Origin of the sequence: Streptomyces sp. NPDC048248, assembly GCF_043201875.1 — a bacterium.
Taxonomy (GTDB): domain Bacteria; phylum Actinomycetota; class Actinomycetes; order Streptomycetales; family Streptomycetaceae; genus Streptomyces.
This window is the reverse complement of sequence record NZ_JBICZL010000033.1, coordinates 1-24929: the sequence shown is the minus strand read 5'-3', so window position 1 is coordinate 24929 and position 24929 is coordinate 1. Positions and strand designations below refer to the sequence as shown.

Below are 24929 nucleotides of genomic sequence, written 5' to 3'. Positions count from 1 at the left end.
TGAGCTCGCCGCGGTGCGCCGCCTCAGGGGGCGGACGCACCGCCGTACGCGTGCGCGGTGCGCGCGGCGACCGCGATCTGGCCGAGGGCAAGTCCCCCGTCGTTGGGCGGGACCCGGCGGTGTCGCAGGACGGTGAAGCCGTCCTGCCGCAGAAGGCGTGAGGCGGTCTCCGCCAGCAGGGTGTTGGCGAAGACACCGCCGGTCAGGGCGACCGTCCGCACCCCGGCCCGCTCACGGGCCAGGACACAGCAGCCGCTGACGAGTTCGGCGACCGCGGTGTGGAAGCGGGCCGCGATCAGCGCCGGGGCGACGCCCGCGCGCAGGTCCTCGACGACGGAGGCGAACACCGGCGCGGGATCGGCGATCGTCTCGGCACCCGGTTCCCCGGGCGGCGCGGTCCGCAGCGCGAAGGCGTAGCCCGATGCCGGCTCGTGCTCGGCGGTCAGGGCCGCGGCCTCCAGTTCGACGGCGGCCTGCGCCTCGTAGCCGGCGTGGTGGCACACCCCGGCGAGGGAGGAGACGGCGTCGAAGAGCCGGCCCATGCTGGAGGTCGGTACGCAGTTGAGGTCGCGTTCGAGCTGTCGTGCCAGCAGCCGCCGCTCGTCGGGCGGGCAGGCCGCCACCGGTGGCAGGTCCTCGTCCCAGGCGATGCCCGCGGCACGCAGATGGGCGAGCGCCATGCGGTACGGACGCCGGACGGTGGCGTCGCCGCCGGGCAGCGGCACGTACGCGAGCTGCCCGATACGACGGTAGCCGTCGTAGTCGGCGAACAGGATCTCGCCGCCCCAGACCGCTCCGTCGTCGCCGTAGCCGGTGCCGTCGAACGCCACACCGATCACCGGACGGCTGCCGTCGAGGCCGTGCTCGGCCATAGCGGCGGCGATATGCGCGTGATGGTGCTGAACCCTCACCAACGGCCTTTCCCCGGTCCGCCGTTGGGCCCATTGACCGGATCGGTAGCCGGGGTGCTTGTCGGCGGCCAGGAGCTGCGGACGTACCCCGGTGACCGTCTCCAGGTGCGTCTCGGCCCGCTCGAACGCGAGTTGTGTCTCCAGGTCGTCCATGTCGCCGATGTGCGCGGACAGCCACGCGCGCCGCCCTTCGGCCAGGCAGAGCACGTTCTTGAGGTCGCCCCCGACGGCCAGCGCGGGCCGTACCGGCAGCGGGAGCGTGACCGGGAAGGGCGCATAGCCGCGGGAGCGGCGCACGAACAGCGGTTCCCCGTCGCACACACGCAGTACCGAGTCGTCGCACGGGACCTGGACGGGCCGGTCGTGGGTGAGCCAGGCGTCGGTCAGATGCGCGAGCCGCCGCACGGCCTCCTCGTCGTCGGTGACGATCGGCTCTCCGGCGACGTTTCCGCTGGTCATCACGAGCAGCCGGGGCCCCTGCGGGTCACCGGGGAGACCGAGCAGCAAGTGGTGCAGGGGGGTGTAGGGGAGCATGACGCCCAGGTCCGGGCTACCGGGAGCCACCGCGTGGGACAGACCCGGCGCTCCGGCGGCCCCGGTGCCCCGGGTGCGGCGCAGCAGGACGATGGGGCGGCTGACCCCCGTGAGCAGGGCCCGCTCCTCCGCTCCGACGCTCACCAGGTGCGCGATGTCGGTGAGGTCCCGGGCCATCAGGGCGAAGGGCTTGTCGCCGCGGGCCTTGCGACGCCGCAGCAGCGTGACCGCCCCGTCGTCGGAGGCGTCGCAGACCAGGTGGTAGCCACCGAGGCCCTTGACGGCCACGATCGCTCCGCGGGCGAGCAGGCGGCGTGCCTCGGCGACGGGGTCGGCGGCGGGAGCGGGGCGCGGCGGGCGGGTGCGGTCGTCGGGGTCCGCGATCAGCAGACTCAGCCGGGGCCCGCAGTCGTGGCAGGCGATCGGCTGGGCATGGAAGCGCCGGTCGGCGGGGTCCGCGTACTCGGCCGCGCACGCGTCGCACATCGGGAAGTCGGCCATGGTGGTCTGCGCCCGGTCGTAGGGCAGTCCGGTGACGATGGTGAAGCGCGGCCCGCAGTGTGTGCAGGTGAGGAAGGGGTGCCGGTGGCGACGGTCCTGCGGGTCCCTCAGCTCGGCGAGGCAGGCGTCGCAGGTGGCGGCGTCCGGGGAGACGAGGGTGCGGCAGGTCTCCGCGGCGTGGGAGGCCAGGATGGCGAAGCCGGCGCCGCCGGTTGCGGGGACGTCCTCCCCTTCGACGGCCTCCACGACGGCCAGGGGCGGCGCGTCGCGGCGGATCCGGAAGCTGAAGCGGTCGACCGCGGCGAGTGCGCCCTCGACCTCGGTGAGGACGCCTTCGCCGGTGTTGGTGACGTGGCCGGTCAGGCCGAGTTCGGTGGCGAGCGTGTGGACGAACGGGCGGAAGCCGACACCTTGGACGACTCCGCGCACCGTGATCCGGCGGCGTACGGCGGCCGTCGCGGGGGCCGCGCCGACCTGCCCCGTGGTCATCAGCGGCTCGACGCCACGGTGCCGGGGTCGGTCGTGTGGGAGCGGGCCCCCGGCGAGTCCGGTCCACCGGCCGGCGCGTGCGAGTGGCCCTCGCCGTGCGAGTGGCCCTGCGCATGTGTATGCCCCTCGCCGTGCGTGTGGCCCTCCGCGTGGGTATGCCCCTCGCCGTGCGAGTGGCCGGCGTCGTGGACGTGGTGGGACTGCCGGTTCATGACCGGGATGTGGACCGGGGCGCCGTCCCGCGCCGCCAGCGCCCGGTCGAGCAGGACGCCGTCCCCCTCGCCGCGGCGCGCCGAGGTGAGGACGATCTCGACACCGGGGTTGATTTGTTCGACGTTGGCGCGGAAGGCCTTCTCGTCGAAGTCGACCGCCTCGGCGATGTCGGTCTTCGTGACCACGACGAGATGGGCGAGTCCGAAGGCGGTGGGGTACTTCAGGGGTTTGTCCTCGCCCTCGGTCACGGACGCCAGCACGACCCGCAGCGTCTCCCCCAGGTCGTAGGAGGCCGGGCAGACGAGGTTGCCGACGTTCTCGATGAAGAGCAGCCGGGTGTCGGCCGGGAGCCACTCGTGAAGATGGCCACCCAGCATCTCGGCTTCGAGGTGGCACAGTCCGTCGGTGAGGACCTGCTTGACGGGCACCCGGGACCGGGCCAGCCGTACCGCGTCGTTCTCCGTGGCCAGATCCGCGGTCAGGGCCGCCACCGGTACGCCACGGCGGTGTGCGAGGGCGAGTTCGCGCTCCAGCAGGGCCGTCTTGCCGCTGCCGGGACTGGAGAGCAGGTTGATCACGGAGGTGCCCCGGGCCGCCAGGTTCTCACGCAGCGTGTGGGCGCAGGCGTCGTTCTTGGCGAGTACCGCCTGTTGCAGGTCGACGACACGGCACATGGTTCAGCGCTCCTAGTGGGTCGGTAGGTGCGGTGGTGAGTGCGGCGCCGCGGGCACCGGGGCGTCGTTCCAGCAGACGCTGACGATCTGCAGTTCGCGGCCCGACATCAGTTCCGCCGTCGTTCCGCCGCAGCGTGGGCAGAGCAGGTGCGGCGGCATTCCCACCGCCCAGCTGTCCGCACAGGGACCGCAGCGAGCACGCGCCGACACCGTTTCGGTGACCAGCTCCGCGCCCTCCAACACCGTGCCAGCGCAGGCGAGTTCGAAGGAGAAGGCCAGGGCGTCGGACACCACGCCGGCCAGTTCGCCGACCTGCAGCCGGACGCGGGTGACCGCCGTTGCCCCGGCGGGCCGTTCCGCGCTCGCGACCTGGTCCACGACCGCGAGCGCGATGGACATCTCGTGCATCGGTCTCTCTCTGGTGCGGGGACGACCGGGTGCCGCTCGGCTTCATTACACGGCGCGTGCGGAGCCCGGTCGGGATGCCTCGCCGGGGCGGCGTGGTCGCGTACGCCGGTCGGCGCAGCGGGCCGTCACATGGACCGGATGCGGAGGTAGCGCCTGATGTCCGGCAGAACGCTCTTCATGGCGAGGGCGAACACGGCCGCGGCCGCTCCGCCGAGGGCGAGCTTCAGCATGGTGTGGAATTCCTCTCGATGGTGTGGGGCCGGGCGGGGGCCGCCGTCGGCTCCTCCGGTTCGACCAGCCGCAGGATCAGGCTCACGGCCTCGTCGACCGCGGCGTTGACCGGCTCGCTGAGTCCGATGCCCTCCTCGACGTCGGCCGGTTCGCAGCCGACGACGAGGACACGCTCCGGACGGCACCCGCCGGTGCCCGCGCTGAGCGTGTCGAGCAGCGCGAGCACGGTGTCCGGCGTCATGTGGTGGCCGTCCAGCGCGGTGCTCTGCGGACGGGCGGTGGCCGGATCGGTGGCGTCCAGGAGGTAGACGGTGCCGGGCTCACCGCCGCGCGCGGAGGCGTCGACGAGCAGCACCGTGTGATAGCCGTCCAGCATCTGGTAGGCCAGGTGCACACCGCGTACGCCGGCGTCGACGACCTCGACACCGTCCGGGAGCGGGTGTTCGCCCAGCCGGCGGACGGCTTCGACGCCGAAGCCGTCGTCGCCGAGGAAGATGTTGCCCACGCCGGCGATCAGCGTCTTCCTGGACACCTCGGCGAGGGGGGCGTCGGTGAAGGGGGCGTCGGTGTTCACGCGTCCTCCAAGGGAGCCACTTCGTCGGGTTGGAAGTACAGGAACCGGCCCTGGGCGCGCCGGATGTCGACGCCGGGGTCGCCCTCGACGGTCACCGCGAGGTGTACCCCGCCGTCCACGTCGTGCAGGACCGCCTCGACGTGCGCGCTGCGGCCCTGGAGGAAGAGGTCCTGGGCGTCGGTGCGGCGCAGCCCGGGACGCAGCAGCACCCGGCTGCCCGCGCCGATGGACTGTCCGTCCACGATGATCCGGTCGGTCACCGGGTCGACGCTGCGGTCGCTCTCCGGGTCCCACCAGGGCGTGTCGGGGCGCAGGCCCGGTACGTCGGGGGTGAGGTCGGCCGGTTCCGCCGGGCCGGGCCCTGTCACCTCGCGCAGCGAGCGGACGGCGCCGTGCAGGCGTTCCAGCACCTCGGGGGGCATCGAGTCGGCGAGGTCGATGACCTCCGCCGCGCGGCGGTCCGTGCCGCGTGCCTCACGCTTCTCCTGGTCGGTGAGGGCGGCGGTGCGCAGGGCGAGGATCTCGTCGATCTCCAGGGCGTCGTAGAGGGCGCCGGGGCTCTCGGGGGCGATGGCCGGGTGGTCCTCCAGGATGATCGGGGAGGACAGGATCACATCGCTGCGTCCGGGCTCGCCTGCGAGGACCGGCCAGGCGTGCTCGTTCCGGCAGCTCGCCACGGCTCCACTTGCCCATTCGGGCGGGTCCGTCATCGAAAGGAAGGAGCCCGGGGCGAGGCCGAGCAGAAGGTGCGCCGCGACCAGGGAGCGGGGCAGCGCCGCGTCGCGGTCGGCGGCGCCCTCGTCCGCTGTCCAGGGGCTGGTGTTCTCGACGGTGGCGGTCAGCCGCATCGCCGCGTAGGGGCCCTCGAGGGGGCTCGCGGTCAGCCGCACCCGGCCGTTGATCTCCTCGCAGCGGCGCACCAGGCGGCCGACGAGCAGGCCGTCCGCGTCGTGCACCAGCTCGGTCTCCTCGCGCGCGGGCCGCGAGAACGGCACGGTGACGCCATCGCCCTGGAGTTCGTCGACGGCCACGACGTGCGTGACGCGTTCCTCGGCGCCCTCGTCCCACGGCACCAGCACCCGGTCGGGGAGTTCGAGTTCGGCGACCGTCTCGAACTCCCCACCCGGGGCGAGGCGTTGGACGACGCGCCGTTGGGCGTGCAGGAACCGCAGTTCGACCGAGAGGCGGGCGCCTGACCTGGGTTCCATCAGGCATTCGGTGCGCTGGAAGGAGTGCTCCTCGCTCTCGGCACCCCAGCCGGGCGGGACGAGCACGCCGAACTGCCAGCGCAGCTTGTTCTTCGCCGCGGACGCCCGGTACGGGTAGAGCACATAGCCCTCGAAGAGCACGGCGTCCGCGACCTGCCGGGCGACGGCGAACCGTGCCTCCATCTCGTCGGGCAGCACGGTGGTCGTCACGGCGCGGTCCTCTCGGTGACGGGACGGGCGACGGCGCCGGGGAAGATTCGCGCGCGTGGGGCGGCGTCCTCGGCGTCGACGGTGGCCAGGAGCGCCTCGACGGTCGCTTCCCAGGACGGCAGGGCCCGGCGGGAGCGGAAGGCGAGCAGCGCGTCGAGGGTTTCGCGCGGCAGCCGGAGCCAGCCGCAGCCCGGGAAGTGCTGTTCGGTCATCTCCTGCCAGACGGGCACCGGCATCCGGAAGGCGGCTTCCTTGTGCCAGGGCACCGGTGCGACGCGGAACCCTCCGGCGCCGGCGAACACCGTGCCGGAGAACAGCAGGAGCAGCGGGACCTCGCCGTCGCGCAGCGCGCGGAAGTAGCGGGACGCGGCGACGTCCATGTCGTAGGTGCACGGTACGGGGAGGTCCACCTCCGTCTCGCCGGTGAAGCCGGGGACGACGAGGGAGACCTGGGCGAACTGCAGCGGCTGCAGGGTGCTGCCCCAGCGGGACCGCTCGCCGAAGAGGTCGGCCAGCGCCGCGGCCTCCTCGGGCTCGTAGCTGCGGCGGGCCGGTTCGATGCGGAACTGGCAGCGCAGGGCGATGGCGTGCACCCGTGCGTCGTCGGCGGCCGTGATGCGCAGCCGGAAGACGAGGGTGGGGCCGGCAGCGTATTTGTCGGCCCGTACGCCGGTGCAGACGAAGGAGAGGTCGGTCACGGCCGGGTGTCCTCCTTCGGCGGGCGGGCCCGCCGGGCTACCTGGGTGAAGAAGTCGGCCAGCGCGGTGCGCGCCTGTGGCCCGCCGTCGAAGCCCTGCCACAGCAGGCGCATCCGGCCGACCAGCTCGTAGCAGATGTCGACGGGCACCAGGTAGCACTCGATGCGGCCCTCGGTGCGGCGTACCAACAGGGCTTCCACGTCGGGGGCGAGCAGCTGCGCGAGCCGGCTGGCGCCGACGACGGTCTGCCAGGTGGACGGGTCGAGTTCGCTCTCGGTGGCGCCCGCCGGGCTGGGGTAGAGCGCCACCAGCCGGTCCAGGTCGGCGTTGCGCAGGAAGAAGGCGACGCCGACGGGGATCTGGAGCTGCTCCCAGGCCGCGTCGTCGAGGGTGTGGCCGGTGTCGACGAGGTAGCGGTCGGGGACCGTACGGAACTGGCCGGTGCCGGCCCCCGGCCGGTCGAAGAGCAGCGCGCAGGGCGTGCAGGCGCAGGCCAGCGCGCGCTTCTTCGTGTCGACGAGATGGCGGTGGTTGTGCTCGGCGAGGACCGCGGAGCACAGCTCACAGCGTTCCGGGGCCTGTGGCCGGGGCGCGCGGAACCGGCGCAGGCCGCGGTGGGCCGGTGGTGCGGGGCGCGTGGGCGCCGTCTGCGGGCCGGTCACGACGGTGTGGCGGCGGTCGGCGGGCGGCTGGAGATCTGCAGCAGTGTCGGCTCCTGCGCCGCCTTCGCGGGCTCCATCTGCACCGACGTCACCTCGGGCGCGAAGCACGACAGGGCGCCCTCGATGGCCTGTTGGGCCTCCTGCGAGGTGCTCGGGCAGCCACAGCCTCCGGAGTCGGCCGACCGCAGGCGCAGCACACCGGTGTCCTCGTCGAAGCCGGCCACCTCGGCGGGGTGCTGTCGGCGGACGCTCTCCAGCGCCCGTTCGATGCGGGTCGCGACGTCCTCGGGGTGCAGGTCGTGCAGCACCAGCAGGCTCGCGACGAGTTCGTCGCGCAGCACGGCCGCGCGCGGGCTGCCACCGCCCTCGCGGTTTCCGGCGCGGTCGAGGAGATGCACGATCCGCGCCAGTCCCGCGCCGTAGAAGTCCATCAGGACGCGGACGAGTTCCTCGGCGGACGCGGTGATCTCGCTGTCGTCGCGCTGCGCGATGCGGTCCAGGACCTCTTCGACGCGCCGGCCGGTCGCCTCCGCGTTCGGCGCGGCGTTCCGGGGCGGGGCGGTGTCCACCGCGGCGCTCATCCGCCGAGTCCGCTCAGGCCGGTGGGCACGTGCATCTTCTGCACGGACTTGCCGCCGCCGACGTACATGTGGACGCCGCAGGGCAGGCAGGGGTCGAAGCTGCGGACGGCGCGCATGATGTCGATGCCCTTGAAGTTCTCCGGGGAGTTCTCCTCGAAGATGGGGGTGTTCTGGACGGCGTCCTCGTACGGGCCGGGGGTGCCGTAGGTGTCACGCGTGCTGGCGTTCCACGGGGTGGGCGGGTAGGGGTGGTAGTTGGCGATCTTCCCGTCCCGGATGACCATGTGGTGCGAGAGGACGCCGCGGACCGCCTCGGTGAATCCGACGCCGATGGACTCGTCCGGCACCTCGAACTTCTCCCAGGTCTGGGTGCGTCCGGCGCGGACCTCCTCAAGCCCCTTCTCGGCGAAGTGCAGCGCCATGGCGGCCGAGTACGCCTGGAAGTACGTGCGGGCGCGGTTGCGCTCCAGCGCGTTGCTCCACTTGGGGATCTTCCACTCGAACCGGGTCTCGGGCTTGGTCATGCTGCGCGGCAGGTCGATGACCACACTCTGGCCGGTGGACTTGACGTAGGGCGTGTCGACGAGGCCGGACAGGGCGGTCGACCACAGGCGGGCGATGGGGCCGCCACCGGTGTCCAGTGCCAGGTAGTCCTTGCCGTCGAACCACCGCGGGGACATCACCCAGCTGTACTTGTCACCGAAGTCCCGCTTCTGCGGAGCGGGGATGGTGTGCTGGTTCCACGGGTGACGCGGGTCGACGGGGTTGCCGAGCGGGTCGTGGGTGACGAACTGCTCCTGGCCCTGCCAGTCCTGGTAGTAGGAGCTGCCCAGCAGGATCCGGATGCCGAGGTTGATCTCGGTGAGGTCGTTGGTGACCAGCTTGCCGTCGACGATGATGCCGGGGGTGACGAACATCCGCCGGCCCCAGTCGGTCATGTTGCGGTACGTGAAGTCGCAGTAGTCCGGGTCGTTCAGCGCGCCCCAGCAGCCGAGCAGCACCCGCCGCCGGCCGACTTCCTCGTAGCCGGGCAGCGCCTCGTAGAAGAAGTCGAACAGGTCGTCGTGGAGCGGGACGACGCGCTTCATGAATTCGACGTAGCGCATGAGCCGGCTGAGGTAGTCGGTGAACAACTGCACGCTGGCGATGGTGCCGACGCCGCCCGGGTAGAGCGTGGAGGGGTGCACATGGCGGCCCTCCATGAGACAGAACATCTCGCGGGTGTAGCGGCTGACCTGGAGCGCCTCGCGGTAGAACTCGCCCTCGAGGGGGTTGAGCGAGCGCATGATGTCGGCGATGGTGCGGTAGCCGTGTTCGCCGGCGTGCGGGGCCTCGGTGCGTTCGGCAAGTTCCAGGACGCCGGGGTTGGTCTCGCGGACCATCTTTTCGCAGTAGTCGACCCCTACCAGGTTCTCCTGGAAGATGTTGTGGTCGAACATGTACTCGGCGGACTCGCCGAGGTTGATGATCCACTCCGCGAGGTGCGGGGGCCGCACGCCGTATGCCATGTTCTGCGCGTACACCGAGCAGGTCGCGTGGTTGTCACCGCAGATTCCGCAGATGCGGCTGGTGATGAAGTGCGCGTCCCGCGGGTCCTTGCCGCGCATGAAGACGCTGTAGCCACGGAAGACCGACGAGGTGCTGTAGCACTCCGCCACCCGCTTCTGCTTGAAGTCGATCTTGGTGTGGATGCCGAGGCTGCCCACGATCCGGGTGATCGGATCCCAGGCCATCTCCGTCAGACCGCTGCCGTCACCGGCCGCCTTTGTCTTCGGTGCCATCGTGTGTGCCGTGCCCTTCTTTGTGCGGGAGGTGGGGTCGGACGGAGAGGCCGGACGCTCAGGCGGCTCCGGTTCCTGCTGTTACCAAGGGGACCGGTAACCGGTGGTCAGCTTGTCGCCGCGGTGACGCCACTTGGGCTCGTTGTCGACGGTCTTCGCGGTGACCTGTCGCAGACGGCGGATGACGCTGCCGTACGCGGCACTCGCGGTGCTGGAGACCTTGCCGCCGGGCGGCTCGTCCATGAACGGCATGAATTTGTCGGGGAAGCCGGGCATGGTGCAGGCGATACAGATGCCGCCGACGTTCGGGCAGCCGCCGATGCCGTCCATCCAGCCCCGCTTGGGCACGTTGCATTTCACCACGGGGCCCCAGCATCCGAGCTTCACCAGACACTTGGGCGAGTCGTAGGTGGTGGCGAACTGCCCCTGCTCGTAATACCCGGCCCGGTCGCAGCCCTCGTGGACCGTCGCGCCGAAGAGCCAGGTGGGCCGCAGCTGGTCATCCAGCGGGATCATCGGAGCCGAGCCCACCGCCTGATAGAGCAGGTAGGTCAGGGTCTCCGAGAAGTTGTCGGGCTGGATCGGGCAGCCGGGCACGCACACGATCGGGATGCCGGCCTTGGACGTCCAGTCCCAGCCCAGGTAGTCGGGCACGCCCATGGCGCCCGTCGGGTTGCCGGACATCGCATGGATGCCGCCGTACGTGGCGCAGGTGCCGATGGCGACCACGGCCAGCGCCTTGGGGGCGAGACGGTCGATCCACTCACTGGTCGTGATCGGCTGGCCGGTCTCGGGGTTGTCACCGAAGCCGCACCAATAGCCTTCCGGCTTGATCGACTCGTTGGGGATGGACCCCTCGATGACAAGGACGAACGGGTCGATCTCGCCGCGTTCGCCCTTGAAGAACCACTCGATGAAGTTGTCGGCACCCTGAACGGGCCCGCATTCGAAATCGATCAGCGGCCAGTGCACGGCCACCTTGGGAAGGCCCGGCAGCACACTGAGCGCGATCTCCTCAATGCTCGGCTGGGTCGCGGCGGTGAGCGAAACGGAGTCGCCATCACAGCTCAGTCCCGCGTTGATCCAGAGAACGTGGATCGGGGACTCGTCCTCGGCGGACGGCTTTCCGGCCGTATCCGCACTGTCGGCCACGGTCGAAGATGCTGCATCCATAGGGATGCCTCCTTGGGGAGGTATGCAACGAAAGCGCACATTTCACGGCTTCCGTACACAGTGGTAGCACCGAACCCGCCGACCGGAACCACAACGGGGGCCGTTCCAGTGACCCACCGGCGTCGCGGGCCCCACACCCCCGCACACAGCTGAGCGGGCCGGTCCATGACCGGCCCGCTCAGGCCCCGTCCCACCCCGAAGACGTCAGCTCGTGGAGCCGCTTTCCATCGTCGTGACGGTGAACCGTCCGCCGCACACCCGCAGCCCGCGACTCTGCGTGGTCATCGAGTCCTTGGAGCCGGGCGGGTACACGTGGACGATCTGCGACGAGGACCAGCACGGAGTGTCCGAGACCCCGTCGTTGACGGTGTGCAGCACGGCATGGGCGCTCTGCCCCGGCCGCAGCGTGACGGAACCGCCGGCGCCGCCCTCGCGGGTGGCGGGCTTGCCGATGACCGAACCGTCGCGGGACATGAGGGAGACGCCGGGGTAGCCGCGCAGCGAACAGGCGTTCTTACCCTTGTTGGTGAAGACCAGCGGGTAGTGAATGTTGCCCGCGCCGATGTCGGAGGGGCCCAGGCGCAGCGACATCTGCGTGGCGGTGCAGCGCCCCGAGGGCGACGTGGTCGCGTTCTTGCTCCGCGACGGGCTCGGGCTGCCGGCATCAGGCGATTTACGCCCTGAGGGCTTCGACGCACCCGCGGAGGGCTCCGTGTCCGCGGAGGGCGCCTGGGTGCCGGACGGCTTGAGGGCGTCGCCGGACGGCTTCGCACTGTGGTCGCCCTCGGAGCTGTGGGACGTCTCCGGCGAGGAGGCGGACGGCGGGCCGGCCGCGGAGTTGCTCCCGTCCTGGCAGGCGGTGAGCGTGAGCGCCGCGATGGCGATCAGCGAACCGGCGGCGGCACGACGGCCGCGGCCGAGGGTCTTGGCGGTGAGCGACATGAGGTGTCCCCCTCGTCTTGTGCGTCCGTACCCTCATGGTGCGGGTGCGTATGGTCCGTCCGTTGCTTCCAGCGTGGCCCAGGGCGCTGCCGGTCCGCTAACGCAGCGCTAACGCACCGCTAACGGGCCGGGCGCCCCGGCCCGCGGTGCCTCCGCTGGTCTGTGTGACCAGCCGGAACGTCGGGTGTTACACCAGGCTCGCAGAAGTTTGGGAGTTTCGAACGCGGCACCACGGTGTTCGGCCGCACCTCCCACCGGACGCCGTAACCTCCTCGGCCTCGGCAGCCCCACCGGCCCCGCCGGACCCGGACCTGCCGGGCCCCGCCCCGCCCGGCAGGCGGCGTTACCTCCCACTCCCCTGGTCCGCCCCGATGTTCGGCGGGTCGGGGACCGGGTTGCCGTAGAAGTCCCGGCCGCCCGAGCCGGGCATGGCCACGCCCGCACCGAGGGCCGGGGAACCGGCACGAAGACGGACGTCACCCGGGGAGACGAACCGCGGGTCGGCACGTACCGCCGCGCTGTCGCCGGGGACCCCGGAGATACGGGCGTAGAGGTTGTGGTCGTAGCCGTTGTGCGGGTCGGCGATCGGAGTGGTCGTCCCGGCGCCGGCGAAGATGTTGTTGCGGAAGGTGACGCCCCCGGGTCCGTTGCTGCTGACCATGGCTGTGCCGGCGGCGCCGGTGGTGATCGTGTTGTTGTGCACCAGGGTGTTGGTCGCGGGGCCGCAGACGACCGAAATGACGCCGTAGGGCGCCGACTTGTTCTCGTCGTCGACGCTGACGTTGTAGCGGACGATGTTGCGGTCCGACGTCATGCCCTCGCCGTTGCAGATGAGCAGGAAGCCGCCCTCGTTGTCGTGGCTGTAGTTGTACTGGTAGACGTTGCCGTTGTTGCCGCCGTCGATGTCGTACGCCATCGAGTCTCGGGTGCCGTGACCGCCGGTGACCTCGTTGAACTGGTAGACGACGCGGTCGGAGTTCCAGGCCCAGATACCCGCGTTGTAGCCCGCCGAGCGGGTGTTGAAGCCGGCGACCAGATTGTGTTCCACCCGCGCCCCGACGGAGTTCTGCACGACGATGCCGTCGCCGCCGACATCCCGCACGGTGTTGTGGTGCACCGAGAGTCCCGTGATCGGCGCGAAGGACGCCCCCGGCCCCTGGGGGTGCTCCGGCCTGCGGCCCCAGGTGGAGGAGGTGCCGATGCCCGTGCGGTCGGTGTGCTCCACTGTCGAGTGACGCACCGTCACCTCTGCGAAGCGGGTGGGCACGGCGGAGCCCTGTACGGCGAAGAGGATGCCGCCTGAGGGGTCGGGGTCCTTGAAATCGGCCCCGTTGACGTCGTGCACGTCGACGCCGTCCACCAGGTAGTGGCGACCGGTGCCGAAGTCGTGCAGCCGGACGAGTATCCCGGCGCGGCGGTCGGTCGTGGTGGCCGGGCCGGTGTTGGTCACGTCGAGGTCGCGCAGCTCCCAGCGCTGGACGTTGTCGAGCAGGATCGCGGCACGTGCGCCGGCCCCCGCGAGGCGCGGTTTCGCGCCGCTCCCGTACGCGCCCGCGCCGAGCGGTGCGCCGGCGGCCCCCGATGCCGAGGGGGCGAAGGTGCCGGTGCAGGTGACGCCACGCTTGAAGAGGACGCGGTCACCCGGGCGGAGGGTCGCGGCGCTCGCCTTTTCCAGGGTGCGCCAGGCGGTGGCGGGGCTGGTTCCGGGAGCGGAGTCCGATCCGTCGGCACAGTCGACGTGGTAAATGGCCGCTTTTGCAGCGGTGTTCGTAGATGCGGGCCCTGCCTCCGCCTGCGCGGGCGACGCGGCGAGGGGAGCGAGGGCGGCGAGAACAACGAGGACTGCGGTGCCGCGCAGAGCGGTCACAGCCGTTCGGGGCATCACGGGTGCCTTTGTGGGCAGCCCCGGCGCGGTTCCATGCGGCCGGCGGCTGATGCGGTGGGGCATCGTCTCTCCTGGTTCCGATGGCCGACCCCTTCCTGCCGCCGGACGCCGGCGGTGTGGCATCCACTGAAGAGACCGTGACGGAAGGCGGACCGGGCGGGCTTCATGCCGCCGGGCAGCGGCGGGTCGCCACATCGTCGAGCCCCATGCGAAGGGGTGACAAGCCTTGCCGACGAAAGTGCAAGCCCTTACGCGGAAAGTACAACTGCCCTTGCGTGTAGGCAAGTTGCTTGCGCCGTGACGTAGCGCCGAATGCCGCTCCTCCGGGCGGGAGCGAGCGAATGGCGCGAGGGTGGAGCGCCGGGGTGGTTCATACGGTGGGCGCTGCCTGACCACCCACCGCTCAGGGTGCCTAAAGCGGCGAACCGCGACGCCCTCGGCCAGCCCCCCCCCCCCCGCGCCGGGAACCCCTGCCTTCGGAGCGGAAACCCTCCGGAAAACGGTGACGGAGCATTGCGCCGTTCGGCGGCACCGGCCCTGGACGGGGCGAGGGAGAAACCTGGACGTCAGCCTCACCCCGTCCCCGCCGTCCTGCCGATTACCACTCCCGCCCCGCATTCGACAGGATGGGCGGCATGACCGAGATCCACACTCCCCGCCTCCTCCTCCGCCGCTGGCACGACGACGACCTCGCCCCGATGGCGGACATCAACGCGGACCCGGTGGTCATGCGCTGGGTCGGGGACGGGTCGGTCCTCGACCTGGACCAGACCGCGGAGGCCATCGAGCGGTGGGAGGAGGAATGGGACGACGAGGGGTTCGGTCTGTTCGCCGTCGAGCTGCTGGCCTCGGGCGAACTGGCCGGGTTCGCGGGTCTGTCCCTGCCCGAGTACCTGCCGGAAGCGATGCCCGACGTCGAGATCACCTGGCGCCTCGGGCGACAGTTCTGGGGGCAGGGCTACGCATCCGAGGCGGCACAGGCCGTGCTGGAGTTCGCTCTCCAGGACCGCGGACTCGAACGCGTCATCGCCATCGACCGGCTGGGCAACGAGGCGTCGGAGAATGTGATGCGCAAGCTCGGTCTGGCCTTCGAGCGGGAGACCGCCCACCCCGAATACGGTCACGCGCTGACCGTGCACAGCATCGACCTGACCGAATACCAGGCCTGAGGTCACTCCCGGCCGCTGGCCTCTCGGGGTTTCTTCGGAGCGGCCCGCGTCAGCGCCGTCTCCGGGGCGGCGCGGTTCAGCACCATCTCCAGGAGGGCCCGCCATCAGCACCAACGCCGGTCCGACTCTCATCAGAGCCATCTCCGCGTAGCGCGGTTCAGCCGTCTCCGGGCGCCACTGCCCGCCAGGGTCGTCTCCGGCCCGCCGGATATCTCTGAGCAAGCGAGGGCGGCGCGAGGCGATGCGGTGTAGGAGCACGCAGCGACGACCGGCCGCCCGGGGCGACGATCCGACGGGGCGCCTGGGCTGACAGGACGACGGAGACGGGGCGTGCTCCTCCACCGCACGCCTGTCGAGGCGAGGCGCGGCGAGGCGGGGCGACCGCCGAAAAGCCGCGCGCCATCTGCCGGGGCCCGGTCCCACCCAGGCCGCGGGACCGCCATGCGCCGACCGGCGCCGCCGCTCCTGCCCCCTCCCCCGCCTCTCGCCGCCCCGCCTCCCCCCGCCGGAACCGAAGGGAGGGACATGGGGCGGCACCGTGGCGGCCGCGAGCGTCGTCGCGAAACCTCAGCCGGTGGCACCGGCCGGCTGGACCAGGTCCAGGTCGAGGACCTCGGTGGCGCCGCCTGCGACGGATATCGGTTCGGCGTGCGGGGGATAACCGGCCGCCGACAACGTGTAGTGACATCCGCTGAGTTCGGAGAACGCGAAGACACCATCCGGGCCCGTGACGGTGTGGGCGGCGACCGTGCCGTCCTCGACAAGGGTCACGGCGGCGTCGGCCAGTGGCCGTCCGTCCGGGCCACGCACCGTTCCACGAACGGTTGCGGCAGGGTGCAGACGTACGTCCTGCCGTGCCGGCTCCCCGCCGGACAGCTCGACGGCGCGGGCCTCCGGCCGGTGTCCTTCGGCGCTCATGACCACGGTGTAGGTGCCCGGCAGGAGCCGGCTGACCTCCCAGGTCCCGTCGCTGCCCGACGTCGTACGGGTCACCACGTCGCCACCGCTGTCGGTGACCACGACGCCCGCACCGGCCAGCGGGAGGCCGTCCGGCCCGCCGAGCAGGGTGCCTGTCAGCCTGCCGGATGCCGTAAGGATCAGGTCCACCTCGACCGGGGCCGTCCCTGCACGGTACGTCGCCGATGCCGCGTGCGGCGTGTGTCCTGCCGCGGCGCCGGTGAGGACGTAGGTGCCCTCGGCGGGGGCGGTCAGGGCGTAGCGGCCGTCGGCACCTGCCGTCGTGACGCCGGCCTGTCGGCCCTGCCGGTCGATCAGGGTGATGCTCGCCCGCGGCACGGGCCCGCCGGACGCGTCCAGCACCCGGCCACGGAAGCCCATGGAGGCGTCGTCGCGCGCGGCAACACCGACGGTCGCGGGCGTTGACGGGTCGGCCTGCACCACGGCGGTGGGAGTGGGCCGTGCCCAGGAAGGCGCGGGCTTGGCGAGCGTCTCGGGACGCTCCGCCGGCAGGTGGGAGGTGAACGCAACAGGCTCCGTGCCCGAGGAAACGAGGGGCGCGGGCGCCGCCACACCCGCATCACCGGCCCCGGCAGTTTCGGAAGCACCGGCAGGCCCCGCCGCTTCCTCCGAACCGTCCGTGCTCTGTGCGACCAAGGTGGGCCGGGACGTCTTGCTCTGTGACGGCAGGAACGCGGCCAGGGCCACGCCGACGATGACCGCGCCCGTGGCGATCAGGAAGGAGACGCGGAAGCCGCCCATGGTGGGCACCGTGACCGACCCGGCCCGCGTGGACATATGGGCGAGGACCATGCCGATGACGGCGCTGGAAACGGACGTGCCGATGGAGCGCATGAGGGTGTTGAGGCCGTTTGCCGCACCGGTCTCGGACGGGTCGACGGCACCGATGATCAGGGCGGGCAGCGAGGAGTACGCGAGTCCGATGCCGGCGCCGACGGTGACCGCGATGATGACGGTCTGCCAGGGCGCGTTCATGAGTCCGATACCGGCTCCGTAGCCGATCGCGATCACCAGCATGCCGAGGAGCAGCGTGACCTTGGGGCCCCTCCGTGCGGCGAGGCGTGCGTAGAGCGGCGCCACCAGCATCATCGTCAGTCCCAGCGGCGCCACGCACAGCCCGGCCACCACCATGGACTGGCCGAGACCGTAGCCGGTGGACGTCGGCAGCTGGAGCAGCTGCGGCAGCACCAGGGAGATCGCGTAGAAGGCCACGCCGACGGTGATCGAGGCGAGGTTGGTGAGCAGCACCTCGCGCCGGGCGCTGGTGCGGAGGTCGACCAGCGGGTCGGGGATCCTCAGCTCCATCACGCCCCACAGCACCAGAATCACGGCGGCGAGACCGAACATCCCGAGGGTGAGGGGCGAGCCCCAGCCCCAGTCGCTGCCCTTGGTGATGGGGAGCAGCAGGGCGACCAGCCCGGCCGACAGTCCGATGGCGCCGGCCACGTCGAAGCGTCCGCGCGCCCGTACCTCCGTCTCGGGGACCACGAGGACGGTGAGCAGCATCGACAGCACGCCGAGGCCCGCGGCGGCGAAGAACAGGGCGTGCCAGTCGGCGTGTTGTGCCACCAGGGCCGCGGCGGGCAGGGCGAGTCCGCCGCCGACGCCTATGGAGGAGCTCATCAGGGCCATGGCCGAGCCGAGCCGTTCGCGCGGCAGCTCGTCGCGCATGATGCCGATGCCGAGCGGAATGGCGCCCATGGCGAAGCCCTGGAGTGCCCGTCCGACGATCATGGTGAGCAGGTCGTCGGTGAATCCGCAGATCAGGGATCCGACGACCATCACGGCGAGGCTGGACAGCAGCATCCGCCGCTTGCCGTAGAGGTCACCGAGGCGGCCCATGATCGGCGTCGATACCGCGCCCGCGAGGAGGGTTGCCGTCATGACCCAGGTGGCATTGCCGGCCGCGGTGTTGAGCAGCGTCGGCAGGTCCTTGATGACCGGCACCAGCAGGGTCTGCATGACCGCGACGACGATGCCGGAGAAGGCGAGGACCGGGACGATGCCGCCAGGGGTTCTCCGGGGCCCGGCCTCGGTCGGGGCGGGCCCCGGGCGCGCGACGGACGGGTCTGCCGTCGCCCTCTCGGTCAGCTGATCGGTCGTCGTCGTCCGGGTCATACGTGCGGCCTCCAGGGCGGCAGAGAGGAAAGGCAGGATGAATGAGGTCAGCAGGGAGTGATTGCGGTCAGTTAGGGATGAATGCGGCCAAAGGCGCTGCGAACGACCCTGGTGCGGCGGCGCCGACGGCGTGCGGGTCGAGCAATGGTCAATGGCCTGCGGAGCCGTGAAGGGCGGCGTCAGCAGGCCGGGTGATGTTCCGTTGGGACGGTGGGGTCGTGGAGCGGTGAAGTAGTGGGAGCGGCTTTCGATGCGACAGGGACGGGCGTGACAGGGATGTCGGGGACGGGACGTCGGAACGGCGGGCATGGGCGCGGTCGAACCGACTGAACACCCGTTACTTGCATAGCGAACATATTATTCCGACGCCGTATTCCGGTACGCGGGCAGTCATCTCATGCCGCGCGACGTGATCTGCCTCACGCGCATCGCGTCCATTCCGGCCGTTCTCCCCCATAGGACCTCCCCCGTCCCGGACTTCTCAAGGGCCTTATTCACCAAGGCGCTTTCACCGGCCCTCGACGCCGCCCCGGCGAATAGCCCCAGTGAACCGCACGGCACTGACAATGCCCGATCGCGAGCCACGGCCGCACCGCGCCCGGCCCGACCCCATCACCAGCCGAAGCCACCCCGCCCCGACCCACGCCCCACCCAACGACAAAGGCGCCGCGAGCACGCGACGCCTCCGACCCCAACACCGACTGTGCGGTATTTTTTCAGCCCGTCATCAGCCGGAACAACTCCCCGAGACCCCCGCCCCCTCAGTCCGCCACCCCATCCACGTCGCCCATCTCGTCCCCCTCGCCCACCTCATCGGCCAGGGCTTTCCCCCGAAGCGCGGCATCGAGCTTCGCACCGCGCTCCGGATCGAGGTTCAGTCTCCCCAGGACCATGGGCGCGGCGATACTGGGCAGAGTGTGCTGGAAGAAAACGGTCAACCGGTGCCCGAGGTCGGCCTGGTTCGAGATGGCATTCGACATCAACTGGAGCCCGGCGAACGCACCGACGAACAGTTCCGCGGCGTCCCGAAGATCAACACTCTCCAGAATCTCACCGCGCTCCCTCGCCTCTTCGAACAGCGCCTCGACAAAGTGCGTCCAGGAGATCATCGACTGCTTGCGATCAAGGTGGTTGGAGCCCTGCTCGACCGCCAGGCGCGCCGCACCGCGCTGGATCGGGTCGCTCCGCAGCCGATACGCGAGGACCTGACCCGAGTCCACGAACTCCTGCAGCTTGATCTTCTGTGGCTCGACCGCGATGTCCACCACGTGCTCCCTCAGCACGGCGAGGGCCAATTGCTCCTTGGAAGCGAAGTGGAAATACAGGGCGCCCTTCGTCACGCCGGCACGCTCAAGGACTTCGGCGATGGTCGCACGGTCGTAGCCGAGGTCGTCGAAAACCGCGGCCGCCGCCTCCAGGATCATTCGGCGGGTCCGGATCGCGCGATCCTGTTGTGCCACAGGACGCCTCCTGTCTTTCGAAGATTTTCCATTCAGCAACAGTTAGCTACAACTTCAAGTCGCCCGCAGACCAGCCACTTGTCCTCTTTTTCACATGGCATTGAAAATAAAACCGGATGGTACGTATCTTAACAGCGTTCGACACCATCCCGTTGAGACGCCTGGGGGCAGTCATGAGCGACACGATGCACGTCGAAAGCCCAGTTCACCCCAGCACTACGCGCGTTGTGGCACCCGTCCGGAACCGGGCCGCCGTGCCGCGCACCCGGCGCGATGCCGCCACCACCGTTCCCAGGGAGTTGGTGCACCGCCCCACCCCTGAGGACATCCTGATCACCTCCTGGCGCCGGCTGGACGAGACACACTTCTCGCTGACCGCCCAGTGGCCCCACGACCACGGGTACTTCACCCCGAGCCACGGCCGCCATCACCTCATCCTCACCGGCGAGACCATCCGGCAGGCGGGACTGCTGATCTCGCACACCGAGCTCGGCGTCCCCGTCGGACACCATTTTGTCCTGGGCGATCTGGCGTACACCACGCACCCCGAGCACCTCGCCGTCGGCGACGGGCCCACGGAACTGACCATCGACGTGACCTGCAGCAAAATGCGGATGCGGGCCGGCGCGATGGCCGGCGGCCACTTCGGCATGACCATCCGCAAGGCGAACGGAATCGTGGCTACCGGCAACTCCGCCGTCACCGTCACCTCCCCCGCCGTCTACCGCCGGATCCGCGGCGCGCAGCTGACGGCACGCCACGTCCAGGGACCGCTTCCGGAGCCCGTCGCGCACACACTGACCGGCAGCACGAAGAGCGAGGACGTCCTGATCGCGCCCACCGACCGGCCGGGCCGGTGGCTGCTGCGCGTCGCCCCCGGCCATGCCGCCGTCGTGAATCCCGCGAACGACCACGTCCCGGGGATGGTGCTGCTCGACGCGGCGCAGCAGGCCGCCCGCGCCCTCACCTCCCCGGCCACCTTCGTTCCGTACGCCTTCGGCACCGAATTCCGCCGCTACGCCGAGCGCGACGCGCCCTGCGTGATCGAGGCGCACCTCGTGCCGTCGGCGATGCCCAGCACCACGACGGTCCGGGTGACCGGCTTCCAGGAGGGCGAGCCGGTCTTCGTCTCCACACTCACGGCGCTGGACGAGCGCTCCTGAGACACCTGCCTGCGCATGGGCAGCGGCTCCCCGCTCCGATCGGCGGACGCCGGAACGGCCAGGGGTCGCCTGATGCCGATGACACGGCTGCCGTGGTCACGCGTCGTGGAAGACCAGGCCCAAGGAGTGTCGATGGCCTGATCGGACGGTGCTCACGCCATGGCGCACCGGCCCCGCCGTCCACCCGCGGGTGGACCGCACGGGGCGGTCGCGAGTGGTGAAGACAAGGCCGTGGCCCTGCCGAAGGACGGTCGTGGTGCCACGGGACTGCGCCCGCGGGCGCTGCTCGACGAGAAGGAACTCGCCGCCTGTGTAATCGGTGCCCTGCTCGTCGAGCCCGATGACGACCTGGAGCGGGAAGACCATGTCGCCGAAGAGATCGCGGTGCAGCGCGTTCCAGTCACCCGCCCCGTAACGCAGCAGGATTTGGGAGGACTTGCTCTGGCCCGCCTGGTGACACATCGCCAGCCACTCCCCCAGCTGGTCGGGCCACGGCGACGGCCTGCCGAGCTTGCCCCACCAGTCGCGGGCGATCTCCAGCAGGTACGGATAGAACGCCTCGCGCAGGGCCTGGACGGGTTCGGGAAGCGGCCGCGCGAAGTAGCGGTACTGGCCGGATCCGAAGCGGTGGCGGGCCATGTCGATCGTCGAACGGAAGCGAGCGGTGTCGTCGTACAGCTCGATGAGGTCGCGGCATTCGGCGGGCGCGAGCAGCTGCGGGGTCAACGCGCAGCCCAGGGAGTCGAGTTCCTCGGTCAAGGCCGGCCAGTCGCAGGCGGCGACCCGGTCACCCAGGGCGGCGGGCCGGGAGCCCCCGGCGCCGCGCGCTCGCTGGGTGGTGTGCGTAGGCATGGGGTGCTCCATCGGCGTTGATTCGGGGACCGCCCATGTCGGGGCGCGCGTACGGAGGTTCAGCGCTCCCCGGGGGCCACGCCCGCAGGGCCCGCGAGCCCCTCCAGGCCGAGGAGTTGACGCTTGCGGTCCAGACCGCCCGCATAACCGGTGAGCGATCCGTCCGCACCGATGACGCGGTGGCAGGGCCGGACGATGAGGAGCGGGTTGGCGCCGATGGCCGTTCCGAGAGCACGCACGGCGCCGGGCGCGGCACCGATGTCGGCGGCGAGCCGGCCGTAGGTCGTCGTGGTGCCGTACGGAATGGACTCCAGGGCCTTCCACACCCGCTGCTGGAACGCCGTGCCACGGGTGGTGACGCACTCGATGTCGAAGCGCGTCAGCGTCCCGTCGAAGTACCCGCGCAGCTGGCGGATGATCTCCTCGAACGCGGCGGCGTCCTCGTGCCAGGTGTCCTGGACGACCGCGCCGCCCTTCTGCCCGGGAACGGACAGCGAGGCGAGCGTGGTGCCGCCGTGCGCGGAGTCGGATGCCCGGCCCACCAGGAGAAGTTCGCCCAACGGGCTCTCACAGGTGGTGTACAGCATCACGGACGACGCGGAGAAGAGGGGCGATGCGGGCTGCGGCGTGGTCATCGAAGTCCTGGGAAGCGTGTCGGGCAGGGGCGGGGTGTGGGGTACGCGCGCGGTCACAGGCGCTGTCATGAGTCTGCTCTTTCCTCGAAGCCCGAGTGGATCGGACGGCGTCTCCCGCGCGGTCAGGGGCGTGGGGTCCAGTGCACCAGGGCCCGACTCGCGCAATGAGCGGGCATGGGCGACACCACGTCTCTGGCGGGAGGGGCACCATCCGTCGGCGGATCCGGCCATCGCGGCCGGCTGTGGCTCGGGCGGGACGGCGGTGGCGCCGGAGGCGTCCCGCTGTCCTCTTTCATCATCACGGTCACCACTCTGCGGCACGGGGGACGGCGATGCTGGCGGGAATCGGACAGAGCATTTCGCGGCCGACCGTACCCACGGGTCCGGACGAAGGTCACCCCTTGCCTGCCGCGCGATCGGTCGACATGTCTGCACACGTGGCTGCTGGCATACGGCCAGGGGTGGTACACCTGCAGCCGCCGGCCGCCGCGTGCAGGCCGGTGACATCGGCCTCGCTGTTCAGGCCGGTGGCATCGGCCAGTCGTTCAGGCTGCCACCGCGCCATTCCACGAGGCGGGGATCATCCAGCTCGATGTCCTCGGCAGGTTCGGCGACTCCGGCACGGCGGAGGAATTCGGCGACATCGCCGCGTCCGTGAGCCAGCCCGACGATCTGTCCGCGCACGGTGACCCGCCGCCCGCCGGAGGGCGTGGGGGGATGCACGATGACAGGCGGATGCTCGGTCATGCCTACAGCGTGCGCCGGGCTCCGCTCGCGCGCACGTCGAAGAGCGCCTCCTTCCACCGGGGGTGAAGCGGGGCGAGCACGGACGAAGCGATCCGTGACCCTGTGGATGTCTCCTACACGTCCACCGGATGGCGGGCTAGGGTTTTCCATGCCGCGCCGGAGCGCAGCCCGCCTCCCCGCGCCGGCAAACTTCGAGACTCAAAGCACTCCTCGGTAGACTGGACATGTGGTGCCATCGACACAGGCCGAACTGACGCGAGAGCTGCTCACCGCCATGCACGAGGTCGTGAGCTGGTCCCAGGTGCAGCTCCGGACGACCCTGGACCGGCTGGAGCTGACCGCACCGCTCTCCGAAGCGCTCTGGGCGCTCGATCCGGAACTGCCGGCTCCGTCGATGAAGGTGCTGGCGGGCCGACTGCACTGTGACCCGTCCAGCGCGACCTTCCTGGTCACCCGTCTTGAGCGCCAGGGCTTCATCGAGCGGGTCCCCGACCCTGCGGACCGGCGGTCCAAGACGGTCGAGCTCACCGACAAGGGGGCGAAGGTACGCCATGAGCTGATCGAGGCGATGATCGACCAGTCGCCGCTCACGGCGCTCGGCGTTCCGGATCAGGAGGACGCCTTGCGGCTGCTCCGCAAGGCGCTGTCCCGGGCTTCCGCCGCGTGGGAGAACCTTCCTGACGACGACAGGTAACGCGGCGTCCGAGCCCGCGCCCGCTCTCCCCCCACCTCTCATGCCCCGCACTCCACGCCCCGATGAGGATCCGAGTCGACGTGCCCGACCCCCTGGACTCGGCAGAGTTCACCCAAGATCCCTATCCCCTGCTCGCCGCGCTGCGTGAACGCGGCCCCGTACAGCAGGTGCGCACGACCAACGGCCGTACGACGTGGGTCGTCACGGGATGGGCGCAGGCACGGTCGGCGATGGCCGACGCACGGCTGTCGAAGGACACCGCCCGTTACTTCGCCGGACGGCCGTCCACCCGCGATCTCGCCCCTGCCGTCAGCCGCACCATGCTCGCCACGGACCCTCCGGACCACGGCCGGCTGCGGAAGCTGGCGATGCAGGCGTTCACACCGGCGGCCGTGGCGCGCCTGGAGCCGCGCATCCGCGAGATCGCCGAGGGGCTGGCCGACTCGCTGGCGGACGGCGGCGCCGCGGACCTGGTCGAGGAATTCGCCGTCCCCCTGCCCATCGCCGTCATCAGCGAGCTGCTCGGCGTACCCGAGCACGACCGCGCGATGGTCCGCCGGTGGTCCGACGATCTGTTCGCCGCCGCGGACCCGGACACCGTCGACCGCGCGTCACACGCCATCAGCGACTACATGACGGAGCTGATCGCGGCGCGGCGCGACGACCTCGCTGACGACGTACTGAGCGCTCTGATCACCGCCCGGGACGACGAGGACCGGCTCACCGAGCCCGAACTGGCCTCCCTGGCCGTGCTGTTGGTGGTCGCCGGTCACGAGACGACGGCCAACCTGATCGGCAACGGCATGCTGGCCCTGCTCGACGACGACGCGCTCCGCTCCCGCCTCCGGGCCGATCTCTCGCTCCTGCCCGCGGCCGTCGAGGAATTCCTTCGCCACGACTCCCCGCTCACCCTCGCGACCTTCCGGTACGCCCGCGAGCCGCTCGATCTCGACGGCGTCCGGATCGCGGCGGGGGACGTCGTCCTGGTCTCCCCCGGCGCCGCCAACCGCGATGCCACACGATTCCCCGGGCCCGACGCCGTACGCCTGGACCGCCCGGCCGGGCACCTCTCGTTCGGCCACGGCCCGCACCACTGCCTGGGCGCGGCACTGGCCCGCACCGAGGCCCGGATCGCCTTCGAGGTTCTGCTGACCCGCTTCCCCGACATGCGGCGGCCGTCGACGGGCTCGGACGCACTCAACTGGCGGCGCACACGGCTGATGCGCGGCCTCGCCGCTCTCCCGGTGACTCTCGCGCCTTAGAAAAGCCGACGCCGCGACTGCAGTGCGGCAGTCGCGGCGTCGGCCGGTTCGGGTCGGTCACGGCAAGGAGCCGCGAACCGGCTCAGCTTTCGGTGGTGGTTCCGGAGAGGCGTTCGACGCCGCGCAGGAGGGCGGAGTGGTCGAGGTTGCCGTCGCCCTGGGCGCGCAGGGAGGCG

At 70.9% G+C, this 24929-nt stretch carries 22 protein-coding genes and 1 pseudogene; 4 read left to right on the top strand and 19 right to left on the bottom strand.

What is annotated here, in order from left to right:
- Positions 1–23: 23 nt before the first annotated feature.
- The 13 genes from hypF to ACGFZW_RS37135 form a co-directional block, all read right to left on the bottom strand.
- On the bottom strand, positions 24–2435 hold the full coding sequence (gene hypF, locus ACGFZW_RS37195) for a carbamoyltransferase HypF (RefSeq protein WP_393897760.1): 2412 nt from the start codon (positions 2433–2435) through the stop codon (positions 24–26).
- Entirely contained in the window at positions 2435–3322 is an 888-nt protein-coding gene (hypB, locus tag ACGFZW_RS37190; protein WP_393897759.1) for a hydrogenase nickel incorporation protein HypB, read from the bottom strand. Before hypB ends, hypF begins: the two co-directional genes overlap by 1 nt.
- 12 nt (positions 3323–3334) lie before the next feature.
- A complete protein-coding gene (locus ACGFZW_RS37185) occupies positions 3335–3730 on the bottom strand; it encodes a hydrogenase maturation nickel metallochaperone HypA (RefSeq protein ID WP_393897758.1) in 396 nt (131 codons plus the stop codon).
- Positions 3731–3855: 125 nt separating this feature from the next.
- Positions 3856–3960: a DUF6893 family small protein gene (locus ACGFZW_RS37180; RefSeq protein ID WP_393897757.1), complete on the bottom strand. Its 105-nt coding sequence runs from the start codon at positions 3958–3960 to the stop codon at positions 3856–3858.
- Positions 3954–4535 carry a hydrogenase maturation protease gene (locus ACGFZW_RS37175; RefSeq protein ID WP_393897756.1) on the bottom strand — a complete coding sequence of 194 codons (582 nt, stop codon included), beginning with the start codon at positions 4533–4535 and terminating at the stop codon, positions 3954–3956. Before ACGFZW_RS37175 ends, ACGFZW_RS37180 begins: the two co-directional genes overlap by 7 nt.
- Complete coding sequence (locus ACGFZW_RS37170; protein WP_393897789.1) at positions 4532–5926, bottom strand: hypothetical protein; 1395 nt, start codon at positions 5924–5926, stop codon at positions 4532–4534. Before ACGFZW_RS37170 ends, ACGFZW_RS37175 begins: the two co-directional genes overlap by 4 nt.
- Before the next feature lie 23 nt (positions 5927–5949).
- Positions 5950–6651, bottom strand: a complete 702-nt coding sequence (locus tag ACGFZW_RS37165) for a DUF6084 family protein (RefSeq protein ID WP_393897755.1) — start codon at positions 6649–6651, stop codon at positions 5950–5952.
- Positions 6648–7313: a DUF5947 family protein gene (locus ACGFZW_RS37160; protein ID WP_393897754.1), complete on the bottom strand. Its 666-nt coding sequence runs from the start codon at positions 7311–7313 to the stop codon at positions 6648–6650. The genes ACGFZW_RS37165 and ACGFZW_RS37160 overlap by 4 nt, the downstream gene beginning before the upstream one ends.
- Entirely contained in the window at positions 7310–7894 is a 585-nt protein-coding gene (locus ACGFZW_RS37155) for a hypothetical protein (protein ID WP_393897753.1), read from the bottom strand. Before ACGFZW_RS37155 ends, ACGFZW_RS37160 begins: the two co-directional genes overlap by 4 nt.
- Positions 7891–9675, bottom strand: coding sequence for a nickel-dependent hydrogenase large subunit (locus tag ACGFZW_RS37150; protein WP_393897752.1), 1785 nt, complete (start codon positions 9673–9675; stop codon positions 7891–7893). Before ACGFZW_RS37150 ends, ACGFZW_RS37155 begins: the two co-directional genes overlap by 4 nt.
- Before the next feature lie 81 nt (positions 9676–9756).
- On the bottom strand, positions 9757–10848 hold the full coding sequence (locus ACGFZW_RS37145) for a hydrogenase expression protein HypE (RefSeq protein ID WP_393897751.1): 1092 nt from the start codon (positions 10846–10848) through the stop codon (positions 9757–9759).
- A gap of 204 nt (positions 10849–11052) precedes the next feature.
- Entirely contained in the window at positions 11053–11790 is a 738-nt protein-coding gene (locus ACGFZW_RS37140; protein WP_393897750.1) for a DUF4232 domain-containing protein, read from the bottom strand.
- 343 nt (positions 11791–12133) lie between these two features.
- Positions 12134–13672 carry a hypothetical protein gene (locus ACGFZW_RS37135; RefSeq protein ID WP_393897749.1) on the bottom strand — a complete coding sequence of 513 codons (1539 nt, stop codon included), beginning with the start codon at positions 13670–13672 and terminating at the stop codon, positions 12134–12136.
- 638 nt (positions 13673–14310) lie between these two features.
- On the opposite strand from ACGFZW_RS37135, the gene ACGFZW_RS37130 reads away from it, so the two are divergent.
- A complete protein-coding gene (locus tag ACGFZW_RS37130; protein ID WP_393897748.1) occupies positions 14311–14844 on the top strand; it encodes a GNAT family N-acetyltransferase in 534 nt (177 codons plus the stop codon).
- 567 nt (positions 14845–15411) lie between these two features.
- Here ACGFZW_RS37130 and ACGFZW_RS37125 read toward each other — a convergent pair.
- Both ACGFZW_RS37125 and ACGFZW_RS37120 read right to left on the bottom strand, forming a co-directional pair.
- On the bottom strand, positions 15412–17940 hold the full coding sequence (locus tag ACGFZW_RS37125) for an MFS transporter (RefSeq protein ID WP_393897747.1): 2529 nt from the start codon (positions 17938–17940) through the stop codon (positions 15412–15414).
- Positions 17941–18701: 761 nt separating this feature from the next.
- The gene (locus ACGFZW_RS37120) at positions 18702–19400 is read right to left on the bottom strand and encodes a ScbR family autoregulator-binding transcription factor (protein ID WP_393897746.1); all 699 of its coding nucleotides are present in this window, start codon (positions 19398–19400) and stop codon (positions 18702–18704) included.
- A 227-nt stretch (positions 19401–19627) separates the two neighbouring features.
- On the opposite strand from ACGFZW_RS37120, the gene ACGFZW_RS37115 reads away from it, so the two are divergent.
- Positions 19628–20563: a ScbA/BarX family gamma-butyrolactone biosynthesis protein gene (locus tag ACGFZW_RS37115; protein ID WP_393897745.1), complete on the top strand. Its 936-nt coding sequence runs from the start codon at positions 19628–19630 to the stop codon at positions 20561–20563.
- A 96-nt stretch (positions 20564–20659) separates the two neighbouring features.
- Here ACGFZW_RS37115 and ACGFZW_RS37110 read toward each other — a convergent pair whose 3' ends face one another.
- The 3 genes from ACGFZW_RS37110 to ACGFZW_RS37100 form a co-directional block, all read right to left on the bottom strand.
- Positions 20660–21415 carry a 2OG-Fe(II) oxygenase gene (locus ACGFZW_RS37110; RefSeq protein ID WP_393897744.1) on the bottom strand — a complete coding sequence of 252 codons (756 nt, stop codon included), beginning with the start codon at positions 21413–21415 and terminating at the stop codon, positions 20660–20662.
- Positions 21416–21474: 59 nt separating this feature from the next.
- Positions 21475–22005 carry a methylated-DNA--[protein]-cysteine S-methyltransferase gene (locus tag ACGFZW_RS37105; RefSeq protein ID WP_393897788.1) on the bottom strand — a complete coding sequence of 177 codons (531 nt, stop codon included), beginning with the start codon at positions 22003–22005 and terminating at the stop codon, positions 21475–21477.
- A 564-nt stretch (positions 22006–22569) separates the two neighbouring features.
- Positions 22570–22797, bottom strand: coding sequence for a hypothetical protein (locus ACGFZW_RS37100; protein WP_393897743.1), 228 nt, complete (start codon positions 22795–22797; stop codon positions 22570–22572).
- Positions 22798–23023: 226 nt separating this feature from the next.
- Here ACGFZW_RS37100 and ACGFZW_RS37095 point away from each other — a divergent pair, with 226 nt between their 5' ends.
- Positions 23024–23491, top strand: coding sequence for a MarR family winged helix-turn-helix transcriptional regulator (locus tag ACGFZW_RS37095; protein ID WP_393897742.1), 468 nt, complete (start codon positions 23024–23026; stop codon positions 23489–23491).
- 80 nt (positions 23492–23571) lie between these two features.
- Positions 23572–24753: a cytochrome P450 gene (locus tag ACGFZW_RS37090; protein WP_393897741.1), complete on the top strand. Its 1182-nt coding sequence runs from the start codon at positions 23572–23574 to the stop codon at positions 24751–24753.
- A gap of 82 nt (positions 24754–24835) precedes the next feature.
- On the opposite strand, the pseudogene ACGFZW_RS37085 reads toward ACGFZW_RS37090, so the two are convergent.
- Positions 24836–24929 (bottom strand): annotated as a pseudogene (locus tag ACGFZW_RS37085) (2-hydroxy-3-oxopropionate reductase); the annotation flags it as partial.